The sequence below is a fragment of the Oceanobacillus sp. FSL K6-0251 genome, from assembly GCF_038004725.1.
Taxonomy (GTDB): Bacteria; Bacillota; Bacilli; order Bacillales; family Amphibacillaceae; genus Oceanobacillus; species Oceanobacillus oncorhynchi.
On the sequence record NZ_JBBORS010000001.1, the window covers coordinates 456,666 to 473,945 of the forward strand.

A 17,280-nucleotide genomic window follows, 5' to 3' on the forward strand; every position below is an offset into this window, starting at 1 on the left:
ACTGTCGTGCATCTTTTCGCTATTCCTCCAAAGCAGCTTGAATATATCTATACAACACACTGTCCAAGCCAAAATGCAAAGCAGGCTGTGGGTTTTTAGCGTAAAACTTTTCGGCGCTCTCTATCAAGTCCTTATTTCCTCCTGAAAAAGTATCCATCAATTCTTGCCATTCCTCTGCCAAGCTCTGAACGGATGGATCCTGTGGAGATACGCCATCTTCATGCTTGTCTTTTAACGCTCCAAGCAGTTCTTTAAAGCGTTTTTCCCCTTGTTTGTATGCTTTTTTTCCTGTATGAAGATAGTGTTCTCTCATTTTATCAAGCTGTTTATTTGTAAAATAGTCGGAACGATTTAATCGAATCAATTCAAAAAGGGAGGTCAGCTCTTGGAAAGAAATAGTTTCCATCTTAGCTGCTTCCTGTTTGGTATATTCTAACTGGCTCAGCAGTTTTTCCTGAACAGCTAATTCTGCTTTGACCCGGCTAATTTGTTGATCGAGTGTATCTAATAGGTTCTCGTTGTGTGTTTGGATAATCTCCTTTATTTCCTCCAATGGTAAATACATTCTTTTCAACACGAGAATTTGCAGCAGCATCTGCATATCCTCGCTGGTGTAGCGCCGATGTCCCGCCTCTGTATAGAGAGAAGGCGAAAATAACCCGATTTGATCATAGTACCTTAGTGTACGGATGGAAAGTCCTGTCAGCGCTGCTAATTGCCCGGTTGACCAGTAATCTGGCATGTGCTCACCTCGTTTGTAAAATAGTTTGTATTTCAGAAGGGTGAAATACATAGCTTCTGCCGCAAATATGGCATGTTGTATCAATAGAAGTGCTTGTTTCCACGGCTTTTTGTAATTCTTCTGCAGATAGGGAATACAGAAAGCCATAAAACATTTCCTTCGAGCAGGAACAGGAAAATTGGATTGGCTTATGTTCCAACACTTTAGAACGATAAAAGCGCTGGTTCAACGCCTTTTCTATCTCGGCGTCATTCATGTTAAGCAGCAAAGAAGCAAGGTTTTCTGCTTCGAATTGCTCCCGTACAAAATCCAATGCACCTTCCTCAGCTCCAGGCAAGGCCTGCGCATAGATTCCATAACTTTTAAGAAGACAGCTATTCCTGTCCAATTCAATATTTGTTTGTATCATGGTATCTGTCTGCTCACTTTGTTTAAAATAATAGGCAAAATCATCGTCCATATTTTGATAAGGCATATCTGTAACCCCAGTGAATTGGCTCATTTCCAATCCTTTCATCATTCGTATGGAAGCTTTTGTCCCGATAAGGTCCTGGAGTGAGTGGTTTGAATTCTGTTGTCGGGATGCTTTTAAAAGTGCTTGGCTGACGTAGCCGCGTACATTTCCTCCTGCATCTGTATCTGCATATATTTTATGATTCTTGTTCGTTAATGTAATAACCAAGCTGATTCGCTGATTATCCTTCAGTGCTGCGGAAAGAAGGCTCAGAATGGAAACCGCTTTAGCTAAAGCAAAACAGCAGGTCTTATCCTTTATTGTACTTAACTCCATGATTTCCTGTAGCATTTTTGTGTTATCCGTAAAGTATAAACGGATACTTTTATCTAAAATAAGGGTTTTTATAATTGTATTTATCATGTGATCCGCTCCTTTCTAATAATAGGATAAAACATGACGTGACGTAAGGTTCAAGCTTCATTTGGAAGAGTGTAAAAAGGAAGAACGGTCTTTTACAATATGGACAGTTTATCTTAAAATAGAATTAACAGGAATAGAAAGCAAAGGAACATTTCAGGTATTTTCATCAGCATGGTTACCGTGGAGGTGATAAAACAGTTGAAGCTTATACATTATTCTGTACAGGAAACAGATACACTTTATGCAGTGAAGGCGTGGCTTCCGGAAGATATGAGCGCTATTCCAATTGGCAAGCTGGGGCAATTTCATTTTCCAAAAGGGTATTATGTATATGCTGGCAGTGCCAAACGGAATATTCGTGCGCGGGTGGACAGGCATCTTCAGATAGACAAAAAGAAGCGCTGGCATATAGATTATTTACGCCCTTATTTACAAATTGAGGCTGTGCAAACGTATCCCGGTTTGGAAGGGGAATGCGGGCTTTTTCAGCGGTTGATGCGGGAAAATGCAGGAACAATGCCGGTAAAAGGCTTCGGATCATCGGATTGCAGATGTTTTTCGCATTTGTTTTATTCTGGTGAGGAAATGCCTGATTTTATTGGTTTTTAGCATCAGCAGCGGAATATTTAGGCAGAGAAAAGGCTGCTGCAGTCAATTCTATTCCTGCAGCAGCCTGTCTTTAATGTTCTCTCCGGGCAAAATCCACGAAACGAAACTTATCTGGACGATGCCTGGATTCGGTATATTGAAATAATGTCGCATCGTCTAGATAGACATAATTTTTTATCACCACGATATTATGAAAACCTTCTAAATCTAATAATTCACGGTCCTCTGCTGTTGGTTCTTCTACAATGATTTCTTTTTTTGCAAAGCTGATAATCAGTCCTAACTCATTTTCAAGATAGTTATAAATAGACGTTTCAGCAATGTCTTTGGAAATGTACGGAACCGTTTTTGTGATTAAATAATCCTTGTCCAAAATAATACGTTGTTCAGAGAAGGAACGGGTCCGAATAATTTCCCAGACTTCCTGGTTATCCTTGAGCTTTAATTGCTTCTGGATAAAATCATTTGCGCTGACTTTGGCACATTGATGAACAGCAGTAATTGGCTTTTCTCCCATTTTATCAGCTAATTCTTTAAAGCTGACTAACCCGGATACGGGAAAGTCAAATTTATTCCGTTCAATCACCGTGGATCCTTTCCCGCGGATTTTTTGAATATACCCGTTTTGAGCAAGCAAATTTAATGCTTTCCGAATTGTTTCCCGGGAGGTTTGATACTGCTCGGCTAATTCATTTTCCGAGGGAAGAAATTCATTTGCTTTAAACGTTTCTTTTTCTATTTTTTGGACCATTTCTTGATAAATAAGGACATATTTATTTCGCATCGCAATTAACTCCAGTTATTTCTTTAGATAGTAAACAACAGACTCATACGGCCGCAGTGAAATCTGATCTGACGTTAAAGATGGGGAATCGGTATAGTTAGACAGTATAATCTCGCTGTCTGTAAATGCACGATGAATCGATTCAGGTAAACCCAGCTCTGCTTCGTTTGCGTAAAAATTGTTTACTACTAATAGTTTTGTATCCTCATTTTCTCTTATATACGCAAAAATTGCAAAGTCCTTTGGTAAAATCAGCTCATATTTTCCATCTGTTATCACTTGGTAGTCTTTTCGAAGCTGAATAAGCTTCTGATAATGGTAAAAAATAGATGTTTTATCAGCCACTGCAGCTTCTGCATTGATTTCTTGATAATTATCAGGAAGACCGATCCAAGGAATACCTTCTGTGAACCCGGCATTGGCTGAATGGTTCCATTGCATAGGAGTTCGAGAGTTATCACGGGACTTTTGCTGCAGAATTTCAATAATTTCCTGATTAGATAAGCCTTCAGCTTTTTTTATTTTGTACATATTCAGTGATTCGACATCGCGGTATTGGGAAATATCTTCAAAACCAGGGTTGGTCATGCCGATTTCTTCTCCCTGATAAATATAAGGCGTACCCTGCATCATGTGCATCGTTGTTGCCAGCATTTTTGCAGATTCCTTATGGTATGTTGTATCATCTCCAAAACGGGAAACGATTCGCGGCTGGTCGTGATTACACCAGAAGAGCGCATTCCAGCCGCCGCCTTCTTGCATCCCGGTCTGCCAGTCGGATAGCAGCTGCTTGAGATAAAGAAAATCAAATGGTGCTTTTGTCCACTTATCCCCGTTTGGATAATCGACCTTTAAATGATGGAAGTTGAATGTCATATCCAGTTCTTCGCGTTCTGGATTTGTATATTTGATACAATCCTCCATGGAGGTAGAGGACATTTCCCCGACAGTGAGGGTTTTACGTCCTTTAAAAACTTCCTGATTCATTTCATGAAGAAATTCATGTACCCGCGGGCCGTCTGTGTAAAATTTACGTCCGTCTCCTGGTGGTACACTGCCATCATCGTCTGGAAAACGCTGGTCTTTAGAAATTAAGTTGATCACATCTAAACGAAAGCCATCTACCCCTTTATCCAGCCAAAAATTCATCATTTGATAGACATCGTCGCGGACTTTTTCATTTTCCCAATTGAGATCTGCCTGGGTAACATCGAAGAGATGCAGATAATAAGAGCCGGTTGCTTCATCATATTCCCATGTGTTGCCGCCAAATTTGGACTCCCAGTTTGTCGGCAGCTCGCCAGGCTTGCCATCCTTCCAAATATAATAGTTTCGGTAAGGGTTATCCTTCGATTTTCTGGATTCCTGGAACCATTTATGACTGGTGGATGTATGGTTTACAACGATATCCATAATTATTTTTAAACCAAGACGATGTGCTTTTTCCATCATTGTTTCAAAGTCTTCCATGGTTCCAAATTCTGGTTGAATTGCATAGTAATCAGCAATATCGTATCCATTGTCTTTTTGAGGAGAAAGGTAAATAGGGGTAAGCCAAATGACATCAACCCCCAGTTCTTTTAAATAATCGAGTTTTTCTGTAATTCCGTTAATGTCGCCCATTCCGTTGCTTGTCGTATCGTTAAAGCTTTTTGGATAAATTTGATAAACGACGGATTTTTGCCACCATTTTTCTTCCATAATCAACCTCCTAAATGTTGCTGTGTTTCAATTATTTTTATATGAATGGAGGAGGGAGAGAGGCTCCCTCCTCACTTTATTTTTTACCTAAGCGTTTGTACGCGTCTACGCCCATTTTTGTTTTGGATAAAATCACTGTCAAGATGAATGGAATAACAATTGCTGCGACCATTGCTACAGCGAACATCAGCATATGCGGTACCTGAATAGATAAGATTCCTGGTATTCCGCCAACACCAATGGAGTTAGCCATGACACCTGAGCCGACTGAAATCACTGCTGCAACGGCAGATCCTGCCATACCAGCGAAAAGCGGGAACAGATATCGTAAGTTAACACCAAACAATGCCGGTTCAGTAACTCCCAAGTAACAGGAGATTGCTGCCGGGATGGTTACTTGCTGTTCTTTCTTATCTTTTCGGTTAAGATAAATCATTGCGACAACGGCAGAACCTTGGGCAATGTTTGATAAGGCAATCATCGGCCAGAGGTTTGTTCCCCCGAATTCACTCATCAACTGCAAATCAATGGCATTTGTCATATGATGCAAACCAGTAATAACAAGCGGTGCGTAGGCAAATCCAAATACCGCTGCAAATAACCAGCCGACTGCAGAAGTTAATCCGTCATATACAATATTTGAGATCCATGTACCGATTGTCCAGCCGATAGGGCCTAAGATTACATGGGCAATAATTACTGTTGGAAGTAATGCAAAGAAAGGTACAAAAATCATGGATACAACCTGCGGGATAATTTTTCGCAAGCCAATTTCTAAATAAGCTAATACAAAACCTGCTAAAATAGCCGGGATAACCTGGGCCTGGTAGCCAATCATTTCAATTTGGAAGAAGCCAAAATCCCAAACCGGTACTTCGGATGTTTCGACCACACTATAGGCATTTAAAAGCTGTGGAGAAATTAATGTAAGACCTAAAATAATTCCGAGTACTTGTGTCGTTCCCATCTTCCTGGAGATAGACCAGGTAAGAGCAACAGGGAGGAAATGAAAGATCGCTTCAGCAATCAGCCAAAGAAAATCATATAAACCTGCCCAAAATTGGGAGGAATCAGCCAAGGTCAGCGTTCCATTATTCAGCATCTCAATATCACCAATTACGTTTCGGAAACCTAGGATTAGTCCTCCGACAACCAATGCGGGAATAATCGGCGTGAATATATCTGCTAAATGAGATACTAGCCGCTGCATGATATTCATATTTTGCTTTGCAGCTTCTTTGACATCTTCTTTAGAAGTGTCACCAACCCCAGAAATTTTTGTGAATTCATTATAAAAGGAAGCAACTTCATTTCCGATAATTACTTGGAATTGTCCAGCCTGTGTAAAGGTCCCTTTTACCATATCAATATCTTCTATAGCTTCGACATCTGCTTTTTCCGGGTCATTTAAAACAAACCGCATCCTGGTAGCGCAGTGTGTGACCACAGATATGTTTTCACTTCCACCGACTTTTTCCAGCAGCTTCTTTGCATCGCCAGTAAATTTACTCAATGTCTTACCTCCTCTTTGTATCTTGTATATACAAGTGTTATCGCTTACAGTTTAACTTGTATATACAAGTTTGTCAATAAGAAGTTGAAGGATAAAATGAAACTTCTTTCAGTGGGGTTTTTTTATCCCCGCTGAAGATTAGTTGAACGAATCGAGCCGTTACTGGCTGTTGGATCTCCCACTTAGAATTTTTGATTTCCCTCCATTCTTGAAGTGGGAGTCTTACAAAACCCTTCGGTGGGACGAGTAATCGCAGCCCCAGTCCCAGCCAGTTACACTGCGATAAATTGTTATCATTTTGTGAATCTTGTATATTGAAGGCAGGATGACGAAGAGAAGACAATGAAAATGGATTCAAATAGGAGGGGGACATGATGATGGGAATAGAGGAAGAATATCTGCATGTCGTACGCAAAAGGTTTCAGAGTGTGAAGGAACTTGGCGATAAAACAATCAATCAATTGGCGGAAGAGCATATTCATTGGAGTTTGAATGAAGAATCCAACAGTATTGCTGTGATTGTAAAGCATTTGTATGGCAATATGGTATCGAGATGGACCAATTTTTTAACATCAGATGGTGAGAAGCCAACCAGAGACCGTGACCAGGAATTTGAAGAGACAATATATTCTTTGCAAGAATTAAGAAACACCTGGGAAAACGGCTGGAAAGTCCTCTTTCAAGCATTGCATGAAGTAAGCGGTGATGATTTATTAAAGACTATTCTGATTCGGAGTGAAGAACACACAGTAATAGATGCGATTGAAAGACAGCTGGCTCATTATGCTTATCATGTTGGACAGATTGTTTATATAGGTAAACAAGTAAAAGGGGAGGACTGGGAAACACTGAGTATTCCTAGAGGGAAATCGGAAGCGTATTTAGAAGAAATGCGGAGAAAATATAAATAAAAGGCTTTTGGGTGGCTTCTTCTTGCCACCCAAAAGCTTTTTAGAGAGAGAACACTATATTTTGAATTAACGGAGTTCAGGCCAATAATCTTTATTCGCAATCAACATATCATCAAGGACTTGTTTAGCTGCTCGCGCAGACGGTACGGTTTGATTTAAGGTAAATGCTTGTAAGGCTTTGTCATAGGAATTCTCAAAAAATGCATCCACAAGCAGTTTTTCTGCTGCAACCTGTGCTTCCATCATTCCTTTATGAAAATCATTGATAGGATGTAAAGCAAGCTGTTCTACACCGGTGGCGCCGATATAGGCAGGGACCTCTACAACTGCATCTTCTCTTAAATTTGGAATTGACCCTTTATTAGGTGTAATAACCATAAAACGTTTCGGTTCATCATTTAAAATCGCAACAGCTATATCTACAATATAGTTACCATGTTCACCAAAGTTGAAATGCAGAATATCTTCTGTTTCTCCATTTCTGATTTGTTCTGCCATTTTACGTGTGTTTGCTTCACGGCCCTCCATCACCATATTGGCTCTGGTGAAGTTTTTATCTTCATTTTCAACCATAAGATCGGGGAACCAGTAATATTCTAAATAATTATTAGGCAGTGCCTCAGGGAAATATTTCACCATGGCAGACATCAGTTGATACGTCTTCGCCCAATATCGATCTCCTTCATTAAATTCGGCAACGTCCATATTAACTTGACGCAGCTTGTCAATAATTTCAGGCATAACATCCCGTTTTAACGACGTATCATATATTTTGCTATACCAGCCGTAATGATTTAGACCATAGTAAGTTGGTATCCAGTTTTTTCTGTCGTACCCAAAGTTAGATGCAATGGTCTCTTCCAGGGATATGGTCATATCACACACATTTATCATATTGGCATCAGGATATTTTCTCCGTATTGCTTCGGAAATGATAGATTCCGGGTTCGTGTAGTTAAGAATCCAGGCATCTGGAGCATATTGCTGTACATAGCCTACAATCTCCAATATTCCGCCAATGGAGCGTAACCCGTATGCAAAACCGCCCAGTCCGCATGTTTCCTGGCCTACCAGGTCGTATTTTAACGGAATTTTCTCATCTTGTTCTCGCATAGCAAGACCGCCAACACGAATTTGGGAGAAAACAAAGTCCACATTTGTGAATGCTTCTTCTGGATTTTCTGTTACAACCAGCTTCATATCTTGTCTGTCCTTATCAATCAATAACTGATTGATAATTAACTTCATATCTTTATTTCTTTTTGGATTGATATCATATAACCGCATTTCTGTAATAGGAAATTTACTGCTATTACTTAATAGCGCAGAGACGATACCTGGTGTGTAGGTACTTCCGCCGCCGGCAATGGTTATGATTAAATTATCCTTCATTCTTTATTCCTCCAGTACATGACTAAACTTTTTATTCTGTTTCTTTTCCGAGATAATTATCTACATCCTCTTTGAGATTTTGCACAGATAATCCGATGATTACTTGAATGGCATTTCCGTTTTTAACGACACCTGATGCGCCGAGGCTTCTAAAATGCTCATCAGAAGCTATTTTTTCAGGATCCGTGACGAGCACTCTTAACCGGGTAGCGCAATTTGTAACATGCTCAATATTTTCTGGTCCGCCGAGAAGGTCCACATATTCACCAGCCAGATTCTTTTCTGTGGATTCTGCGCTTTTCTTTTCTTTATAGTCTTCTTTTCCATAAAGTTTGACTTCTTCATCAGTACGTCCTGGTGTTTTAATATTTAATTTCAAAATCATAAAACGGAATACAAAGAAGTAGATAAAGAAGAAGACGATACCAATGGCGATTTGGATTAAATAGGTCATCCAGTGATTGCTAAATAAAGGTATCCAGTTCATGGACATGAATTCCAGCAGTCCGCCGCCAAAATTTCCAGTGACGCCAAATATATACATCGTTGTAGCCAGAAAAGCATCCAGAACAGCTTTTACAGCAAATAATAATGGTGCAACAAAAATATACGTGAACTCAAGCGGCTCGGTAATTCCTGCCAAAACAGCCGTTATGGTTGCGGGTATTAATAATCCGGCGACCACTTTTCTTTTTCCTTTTTGTGCTGTTACATAGATAGCTAAAGCGGCAGCTGGTAAGCCAAATATATTGGAATTCCCCTGCATGGCGAATCCGCCTTCTGGGAATAGTTCTTTCAAGGAAGCAGTAGATTGGGCGAAATCACCCATATTTGCTGCCCAATTGGCATAAGTTCCGCCGTCAATAATAGCTGGTCCAAACTGGAATGGTCCGTAAATAAAATGATGTAATCCTGTCGGAAGCAAAATCTTTTCTAAAAAGATATAGAGCCATACACCGAAATTCCCCGCGTTAGCTAAAAATCCTTGAAGGGATGCAATCCCCATTTGGATGTAAGGCCATAACCAGGCAGTTAAGAAAGCAACCGGCAGCATAGCGAAGAAACCGATAATGACTACAAATGCAGACCCTTGAAAAATACCGAGATAGTCTGGCAGTTTCGTATCATAGTATTTATTGTGCAAATATACCGCAATAGCGGATATAATAATTGCGCCAAGAATGCTGGTATCTAATGTTTTAATCCCTGCAATCTCTGCTAGCCCGCTGACACCGCCGGCCTCTTGGCTGAAATCAACATTAAAAAATCCAGGAAAGCTTGTTAACATCGCATTAATGAAATAATTAAAGGTGAGAAAAATGATAATTGTTTCCATTAACGCTCTGCCATTTGCTTTGGCAGCCAATGCTACCGGAATGCCCATTGCAAAAATGAGGGGCATTTGATTAAATACGGTCCAGGCACCTTCTTCAATGATGAACCAAATCTTAGACCATGCAGTGCCTTCTTCTGCAAGACTGCCCATAATAAGAGGGTCATTAAAAAGTGTCGAAAAGCCTATGACAATCCCTGAAAATGCGAAAAATAAAACCGGAACAAACATAGCGCTTCCAAACCGTTGGAATTTCTGCATCATCTGTATTTCCCCCTAACTTAAAATAGTAATAGATAAAAGTTGTTACTTTTTCTGCTCCAAATAATCTAAATACGACCGGAAAAGCGCCTCAACCATAACGAAAAAGGTAGAAAATGTTGTAATCTCTAAAGCGAGATGGCTTTTTTGCGGATGAGCAAACGCATACATTCTTAAATCAGTTAATTGAGCAAGCTTGTTATTCTTTAAATCTGTAATTGACATCAATGGAATCTTTTTAGCAGCAATCCGCTGTGCAAAAGGAAGCATGGAAGGCGTATTGCCTGAAAGTGAAATAATAATAATTAAATCGTTTTCAGTTAAATCGTCCATTAATACATGAAAATCCATTTCGTCATCAATCACATGGACATATTTATTGAGTACCCAAAAATATCTTTTCAGTTCATTTGCACACAATTTTTGTTCTGTTCCTGTTCCGTATACAAATAAACGCTCGGATGATTCAATGGCTTCGCATATTTCTTCAAAGTCCCAATGCTGCAGCTGCTCAATATTCATTTGTATATCAGTGATGAGGCTTTTTTTATAAGACTTTTCTGAAGTCTCCTTTTGTTCCTGCCATTTTATTGCATATTTCATTTCACTAAAACCCGCGAATCCAATCTTCTTAATAAATCTGGATATCGTTGATTTTGATGAATGACATGCATCAGCCAGTTCCCTGATGGTCATCTTCTCTACAGCTTCACGATGCTTCAGAATATAGGAGGCTATCGACTTATCTGTGGCATTAAATGTTTCATAATATTGGTTAACTGCTTCTTCTATTAAATCCATTTTTATCACTCCTGTAAGTCTTCCTTTACAAGGAGTATAATTTAAAAATCTGTATAAAAGCAATCACCTCACTATCCATAAATTTTTTCCTGCCGGCGATGGAAGGGGTTTCAACTGATTTTAATTTTAAATGCTGTTTTCAAGAACAACAATAGATGGAAGCGATTATGGATGCTTTTACTCATGCTGACACATGCGTTCATTTTCCGGGACATGTCCCAATGAAAAAAGCATTTATATGAAGCTGGGATTTTAGAGAGGATGAGAAATCCTTTTTAGAGCAGCTGATTGAAAATATTATGGTGGAGGGAACAGAGAGCGGCGTTTTTGAAGAAAATAATAAGAAGCCCCAGGAGGTTACCTTCACAGAGAGCTTCATTATATTCAGAGTAATATTTTGTTTATATTAAATATCTTCTATAAAATGTTCAGCGTACATATTCCAATACTTTTTAAATACGCGATTTTTCTTATTATCCCAATTAATCTGCTGATACATCCGGAAAGTAACGAGAATATCCTTATCCAATGAGGTAAATGGCCGCAGAATCAATTGTTCTGTTTGAATCTCCAAGATAACTTCACTCCCTTAATTATGTTCTTTACTCGCACTAAAGGTTATGAGAGAAGGGTCATTTTCTTGACCATAACCAATGTCATAATCGATGGAACTGAAACCGATATGTTTTAATAAACCTTCTAATTCCTTCAATCCATACCAGTAAAGAATGAAATGGGAGATTTCGGTTTTCTTTACAGCACCTTTATGCAGCAGTTCATATTTATGGATATAGGAAATTTTTTGTTCCAGCCAGTCGATGCCTTTGCTTATACTTGTAAATAATACCCCTGAATCCTCTGTTATAGGATAATTGCTTATTTCCATATCACCCGTTTGAAAGCCGATTGGCAATAAGGTATCAAAAATAAATAGTCCGTCTTCCTCCAGATGATGATAGATTCTTTGAAGGAAGGTATCGATTTGGTTTCTGGAAAGCAGACAAAAACTCCCTGAAGGCATAATGATGGTGCTATACTTCTGTTTTAAATCAAGCTGTATCAAATCTTGATTAAATAAATTGGTGTTTACTTGATATTTTTGCATATTGGTTTTGCACTGCGTCAGCATCTCTGGTGAGATATCTACGCCGTCTATGGCTATTCCTTCTTTTAAAAGGGGGATTAGCATTCTGCCTGTACCAACACCGGCCTCCAGTACCGAACCCTGTCTATTTTTTACTTTCTCAAGATAATATTCCATGTCGCCGTTCAATGAATGTCCAACTGGTTTGGTAACTTCATATAATTTTGTACTTAGTTCCCCGTACTCTTTGAACATACCTATCCCTCGATTCTGTCATATTCTTATTTCAAACTGCAGCATTCGTGAAGCATATATTACCATTCTATAATAAAATGGAGGAATAATCTAAAAAAGGATAAAAAGGCAGAAGTATTGCTAGTAATGTTATTCGAAAAAAGCTTGCCCTATATAACAAAGGCAAGCCATTCTGTGTTAAGAGGCACTTTCAACAGCTATTTGCAATGCGTCTATTGGATTGTCGATGCTCTCATCAATTTCATAAACAGTGTTTCCTTGCTGCCAGCGGATATTCGTACTAGGAGCTTCACCAGAATCATTTATTTGGATAACACCTCGTTCGTCAGGAGCAGGAAGATAATTTGTCTCTAGATAGTCTACTACATCTCGGGCAAGGTCTTCTGCATCCTTATAATTCCCAGTTGCCAATTCGGGATCAGTTGGTGCTCTTACCAAAACCATCCAATTCCCCATATTCCATGAAATATACTGCGATCCTGCCCCGGCATCTGACAAAGCTTGGATATCAGGAATGAGACCTAGGTTTGTTTGCTCCACAACCTCATAATTATCAATCGCATCGACAGCCTCTTGTCGGCTGGAATAATTCGTTTCCGTAATGTTACTATCGGTAGTATTCTCACTTTCTTTACTATCTTCCTCAGAGTAAGCATCTTCCCTATTTGTGTTGTCATTGGATTCTGTCTGCTTTTCCTCGTTAATATTATCTTCAGACTCTGCGTCTTCTTGAATATTTTCCGTAGTCTCTTGATTGTCTTCTGTTTTATCACTCTCAGAAAGTGCTTCTTCATCGGATTCTTGTTCCTGGTGGGGGACCTCTGTTTCAGCCTGTGAAGTATCATCTTCCCCCTGACAAGCACCAAGAAGAAGTAAAAGTGATATGCCTGGTACGGCAAAATATGATTTTTTCAGTCTCATGCTGTATCACTCCTTCTAATGTATATATTTCCCTTGTTTTTTTAAATGAATCCTGAAGTTCAAGATTGCTTTTGACAAATAGCAAAACGTTACGTTGAAAAAGTGATATACTGGCTGTAGCTTTCTTTTTAAGGAGGAATCGACATGGAAGCATTCTTTGATAATGCTTGCTCTAGACTAGGCACTTTTTTGGTCTGAGAGGTCTGAATATAGTAAGCCGGAATAAATAATGAATGATCTCTTTAGGCCGTAAGTTTTAACAAATAGCCTAATATAATGGAGTGAGTTCAAATGGAAAAACAAATAATTGAGCCGTTTATAACAGTAGCGAATTATCGTTTTATAGAGCAGCAGGCACATAAAATTTTACGAGCCTTAACCACCACAAAGGATAAAAATGTCATGCTGGCAGTACGCGGAATTGTAAAAGCAGATGTCATCGATTCCTTTACATGGTCTGAAGAAGAAGAAAAAGTAATCCAACCGTTGATAGATATAAAAGACCGGACAGAGGGAGAAGCTTTTTTAGAACAGCTAGCATCCTATATTATTCCATTTAAAGCAGTAGAAGCGAGTAAATTAAAAAGCTTATTTAAAAAGGAGAAAAAGTTGAAGCTTCCAACCCTTGAGGAAATGGATTTTCAGCACATTTCTTATTTAGCCTGGGATGATCCCGGTAAATTACGCAGATATATGGTGATAGAGCAAGATAGTGGGTTTAAAGCACTTAAGGGTACTTTTACACACCCTTCAACGAAAGGTATTTGTGCGCTTTGCAATCAGCACTCAGATGTTGTTCGTTTAACCACTTCCGTAAAAGGAGAGGTTCCCGGAACATTTACCAAACACTATAATTATATCTGCGCTGACAGTCAATTATGCAATCAGCAAGTAACAGATATAGAGAAGGTAAGAACATTTTTTGATAGAGTCACTAAGTAACTTTTATGAAAGTAATTTAAAAGCAGACAGATAAAGAAGGTGCGTACTTTCTTTATCTGTTTTTCTTAGAATGAAAATGCTAAAGAAAAACCGCTCCATATCCTGTAACAGATCTAGAACGGCTTCAATTCGATTAATTACTTTTCAGAAGGGAATACATTTGAATATCAACAAAACCTTTGTTTACCTTTTCATATTGCCGTAATGTTCCTTCAAAGCTGAATCCCAGTTTTTTCAGGACTTTCACCGAATTCACATTTGCAGGCTCCACTTTCGCTTCGATCCGATTTATTCCCAAATTCTCAAAAGCTTCATGGATCAGTACCTGGATTGACTCAGGAGCATATCCATTTCCCCAATGCGCTTTCGCAATATCATAGCCAATCTCAACCCGGGCATTTTCAAGGTCGATAGCATTGAAGCCGCAGCTGCCGATAATTTCCTGTGAATCCAAATCAATCACACTGTAGCGGATGGCTTGATTGGTTTCAGCTAATTCATTCAATGTGTTAATCATTTCTATGGCCTGCGATTCGTGTGTGAAAGCAGAGATATTCATAAATGCTGCTACTGCCGGGTCAGACCAAATATGAAATAGAGCATTGGCGTCAGATGTCTGCATTTTTCTCAAGACTAATCTTTTTGTGAATAGTTCTTCTTTCAATACTTTTACCTCCAATAATCATTTAAATCTATTGTAAAAAGTATTGCTATCTGCGCATCATTCAGTCCCTTCAAGGTTTTCTGGTTAATTTACTTTTTCTTTTTCGGTTTTTCATCCAAAATCGATTTTAATTCTTCAATTTCTTCTTCAGACAAAGAATCTTCTTCAATAAACTGTACAAGCATGGATTTTACCGTGCCGCCATAGATTCGCTTGATAAAGGATTCCGCTTCGGCACGCTGGCACTCATCCTGTGAATAAAGGGGGTAAAAGGTATAGACCCGCTGTTCTTTATTTACACCGGCAACGCCTTTCTGCACTAACCGATCTAACAATGTGCGTACGGTTTTCGCCTTCCAATCTTTTTGCCCCTGCAGGGAGGTAATCACATCATTTGCTGTTTGCGGTGATTTTTCCCACAGGACATTCATTACTTCCCATTCTGCTTCAGAAATACTTGGTACTTTCTCCGTCATGTTCCTCACCCCGGTTTTATTCCTCATAAATTTGTTTATCTTTTAAAATCGCTAAGGTTATTTCTGTTGCTATACTTCCAGAGGCATTATCTTCGTCCTGTACATTTGTTGCGAAGAAATACGTGTTTGTTTCTGTTTCAACAAATCCGACAAACCAGCCATTGATATCCTTGCCGTTTACATTACCTGTTCCCGTTTTTCCGTAGAGAGCAGCACCGTCTTTTTGGTCCATTTGCAGGGCCTCTTTGACAGCTTGGATATGCTCTTCCTGAAAGTCAAAGCGATTGGTATAAAGTTCCTGCAACAGCTCTACCTGCTCTACTGGTGAAATTTTTAAAGTAGATTCCAGCCAGTATGGGTTCGTTCTGTCAGAAATATCCTGGTTTCCGTAATGAATCCGGCTTAGATAGGATTGAATGCTGTTTGCACCTAATTTTTGATCAAGCTGCTGGAAATACCAATTGACAGAACGGTTTAAAGCCGTCTCCAGATTTTGGTCCTGATTCCATTGGTCATAAGGCTGTTCTGTGCCATCCCATTCGATGGTGCTTTGTTCGGTTGTGATGATGTTTTCTTCTAATCCGAATAAAGCACTATAGATTTTATAAGTAGAATCAGGAGAAATCCGCAGTGTGCTCTGATCTTCATTATAGATATGGTATGCATCCTTCTGCATATCGTACAGAACAAAACTGCCCTCGTAATTTTGGAAATAAGAACTCAGGTCTTCCTCGTTTGTCTGCTCAGGCTTAAAGGAAGTATAACGATTATTGTCATTTGCCATTACAGAAGCAAATGGAATCTGCGTGATTACAAATAATCCAACCAGCAAAAAGATTCCCATGCTTTTGGCACGCTGTAATTTAGAGTCTGCTTGAAAGGAAGCAATCTCTACAATCCGTTTCTTTATCTGCTTTTTAGAGCCATTTAATTGATTTGCCAGCTTATTGTACGGAGGGCTGGAGGATTTATCGATAAAATGAATGATGGTATTTCCGTATTTTTTATGATTTTTGTTATCTAAAGACAACAGTACTGCGTAATCACAAGCAATTTCCCGGTCGAGACGCATTTCTTTAAATGCAATCCAAATCAACGGATTAAACCAGTAGATGATTTGAAAGAAAACCATCAGATAATTTGTAGGGATATCCTTGTATTTATAATGGTTTAATTCATGCAGGAAGATATGCCTGATATCATCCTCAGATAACCATTCTTCAAAATTCGCCGGCAGCACAACAAAGGTTTTACGCAAGCCGAATGTCAACGGGGAATGTACTTCATCGGAAACTCCCAATGAAATATTTTTTGAGATATTTAACTGCTGCTTCGCTCTTTTGAAAAGGTCAAGAATAGCTTTATTTTCCACCGCGGAAATAGATTTTCTTATTCCTTTTAATTTCAGCCATGCATGTATGGAAAGCCCGGTAAATACGAGAGCACCTGCAATCCAGATCCCGCCGGCAATTCCATTGAACAGATCCGTATTTGTCTGCGTTACAGTTACAGAAAAGTCCTGCATCCAATTTGTATTGGTTCCCCCGGATTCGGGCGCTGCAGTATTTATCGAAGCGGTACTTCCTTCGCTGGACGGGCCAGTAAATGAATGGAATAGGTTGCCGGCAGGAAGAAAGTGCGCAGGGATAAATGGAATGACCAAAGCAGCAAGCAATAAATACCATAGGTTATATTGCCATTTCGCAGATAATTGGCTTTGGAAAAGCTTTTTTATAAGCAAAATAAATCCGACTGTAATGGAAGAAATGATGAAACCTGTAAGAAGCGTTGTTACAAACATGCTTTTCGTCTCCATTCTTCATTTACGGTAATAATATATAAACAATTTACCGAAAGTTATTTGACGTAAAGAAATACATCCATATTTCTTTCTGCATAAGTGCATCTGAAATTACATCTGTAATACGTTAAAGTTTAGCACGCTGAGGTAAAGTTATCAAACGTTGAATAAGAATGGAAAAATAGGAATTGACATATGAGGACTACATATGTA

General features: G+C 39.1%; 17 protein-coding genes. 3 read left to right on the forward strand and 14 right to left on the reverse strand.

Translation table 11 applies throughout. The features are described 5' to 3' along the window. Positions 1 to 19: 19 nt before the first annotated feature. Together MKY45_RS02440 and MKY45_RS02445 are read right to left on the reverse strand one after the other, a co-directional pair. Positions 20 to 742, reverse strand: a complete 723-nt coding sequence (locus MKY45_RS02440) for a MerR family transcriptional regulator (RefSeq protein WP_193062627.1) — start codon at positions 740 to 742, stop codon at positions 20 to 22. A 4-nt stretch (positions 743 to 746) separates the two neighbouring features. Then, positions 747 to 1,619, reverse strand: a complete 873-nt coding sequence (locus MKY45_RS02445; protein ID WP_042531350.1) for an Hsp33 family molecular chaperone HslO — start codon at positions 1,617 to 1,619, stop codon at positions 747 to 749. Positions 1,620 to 1,817: 198 nt separating this feature from the next. On the opposite strand from MKY45_RS02445, the gene MKY45_RS02450 reads away from it, so the two are divergent. Beyond that, positions 1,818 to 2,228 carry a GIY-YIG nuclease family protein gene (locus MKY45_RS02450; protein WP_226894740.1) on the forward strand — a complete coding sequence of 137 codons (411 nt, stop codon included), beginning with the start codon at positions 1,818 to 1,820 and terminating at the stop codon, positions 2,226 to 2,228. A 70-nt stretch (positions 2,229 to 2,298) separates the two neighbouring features. On the opposite strand, the gene treR is transcribed toward MKY45_RS02450, so the two are convergent. From treR to treP, 3 genes are all read right to left on the reverse strand, one after another. Next, positions 2,299 to 3,012: a trehalose operon repressor gene (gene treR / locus MKY45_RS02455; protein WP_042531352.1), complete on the reverse strand. Its 714-nt coding sequence runs from the start codon at positions 3,010 to 3,012 to the stop codon at positions 2,299 to 2,301. 15 nt (positions 3,013 to 3,027) lie between these two features. Further along, positions 3,028 to 4,713, reverse strand: coding sequence for an alpha,alpha-phosphotrehalase (gene treC, locus MKY45_RS02460; RefSeq protein WP_193062633.1), 1,686 nt, complete (start codon positions 4,711 to 4,713; stop codon positions 3,028 to 3,030). 76 nt (positions 4,714 to 4,789) lie between these two features. Continuing rightward, complete coding sequence (gene treP / locus MKY45_RS02465) at positions 4,790 to 6,226, reverse strand: PTS system trehalose-specific EIIBC component (protein WP_042531356.1); 1,437 nt, start codon at positions 6,224 to 6,226, stop codon at positions 4,790 to 4,792. 377 nt (positions 6,227 to 6,603) lie between these two features. Here treP and MKY45_RS02470 point away from each other — a divergent pair, with 377 nt between their 5' ends. Next, the gene (locus MKY45_RS02470) at positions 6,604 to 7,137 is read left to right on the forward strand and encodes a DUF1572 family protein (RefSeq protein ID WP_341173460.1); all 534 of its coding nucleotides are present in this window, start codon (positions 6,604 to 6,606) and stop codon (positions 7,135 to 7,137) included. 66 nt (positions 7,138 to 7,203) lie between these two features. On the opposite strand, the gene MKY45_RS02475 is transcribed toward MKY45_RS02470, so the two are convergent. The 6 genes from MKY45_RS02475 to MKY45_RS02500 form a co-directional block, all read right to left on the reverse strand. After that, the gene (locus MKY45_RS02475) at positions 7,204 to 8,529 is read right to left on the reverse strand and encodes a family 4 glycosyl hydrolase (protein WP_193062635.1); all 1,326 of its coding nucleotides are present in this window, start codon (positions 8,527 to 8,529) and stop codon (positions 7,204 to 7,206) included. Positions 8,530 to 8,560: 31 nt separating this feature from the next. Then, positions 8,561 to 10,126 (reverse strand): alpha-glucoside-specific PTS transporter subunit IIBC, encoded by a 1,566-nt coding sequence (locus MKY45_RS02480; RefSeq protein WP_042531362.1) that lies wholly within the window; start codon positions 10,124 to 10,126, stop codon positions 8,561 to 8,563. 42 nt (positions 10,127 to 10,168) lie between these two features. Next, on the reverse strand, positions 10,169 to 10,924 hold the full coding sequence (locus MKY45_RS02485; protein WP_042531364.1) for a MurR/RpiR family transcriptional regulator: 756 nt from the start codon (positions 10,922 to 10,924) through the stop codon (positions 10,169 to 10,171). Between the two features lie 406 nt (positions 10,925 to 11,330). Then, positions 11,331 to 11,498, reverse strand: a complete 168-nt coding sequence (locus tag MKY45_RS02490) for a hypothetical protein (RefSeq protein WP_175297024.1) — start codon at positions 11,496 to 11,498, stop codon at positions 11,331 to 11,333. Between the two features lie 15 nt (positions 11,499 to 11,513). Next, complete coding sequence (locus MKY45_RS02495) at positions 11,514 to 12,263, reverse strand: class I SAM-dependent DNA methyltransferase (protein ID WP_193062637.1); 750 nt, start codon at positions 12,261 to 12,263, stop codon at positions 11,514 to 11,516. A gap of 177 nt (positions 12,264 to 12,440) precedes the next feature. Then, the gene (locus tag MKY45_RS02500) at positions 12,441 to 13,184 is read right to left on the reverse strand and encodes a hypothetical protein (RefSeq protein ID WP_341172439.1); all 744 of its coding nucleotides are present in this window, start codon (positions 13,182 to 13,184) and stop codon (positions 12,441 to 12,443) included. A gap of 291 nt (positions 13,185 to 13,475) precedes the next feature. Here MKY45_RS02500 and MKY45_RS02505 point away from each other — a divergent pair, with 291 nt between their 5' ends. Then, complete coding sequence (locus MKY45_RS02505; protein ID WP_341172440.1) at positions 13,476 to 14,126, forward strand: FusB/FusC family EF-G-binding protein; 651 nt, start codon at positions 13,476 to 13,478, stop codon at positions 14,124 to 14,126. Positions 14,127 to 14,259: 133 nt separating this feature from the next. Here the strand turns inward: MKY45_RS02505 and MKY45_RS02510 are convergent, their stop codons facing one another. The 3 genes from MKY45_RS02510 to MKY45_RS02520 all read right to left on the reverse strand — a co-directional run bounded on the left by MKY45_RS02510 (position 14,260) and on the right by MKY45_RS02520 (position 17,067). Next, on the reverse strand, positions 14,260 to 14,790 hold the full coding sequence (locus MKY45_RS02510) for a GNAT family N-acetyltransferase (protein ID WP_084612891.1): 531 nt from the start codon (positions 14,788 to 14,790) through the stop codon (positions 14,260 to 14,262). A gap of 89 nt (positions 14,791 to 14,879) precedes the next feature. Further along, positions 14,880 to 15,266, reverse strand: coding sequence for a penicillinase repressor BlaI (gene blaI / locus MKY45_RS02515; protein ID WP_042531371.1), 387 nt, complete (start codon positions 15,264 to 15,266; stop codon positions 14,880 to 14,882). A gap of 16 nt (positions 15,267 to 15,282) precedes the next feature. Beyond that, positions 15,283 to 17,067: a BlaR1 family beta-lactam sensor/signal transducer gene (locus tag MKY45_RS02520; RefSeq protein WP_341172441.1), complete on the reverse strand. Its 1,785-nt coding sequence runs from the start codon at positions 17,065 to 17,067 to the stop codon at positions 15,283 to 15,285. Positions 17,068 to 17,280 lie beyond the last annotated feature (213 nt).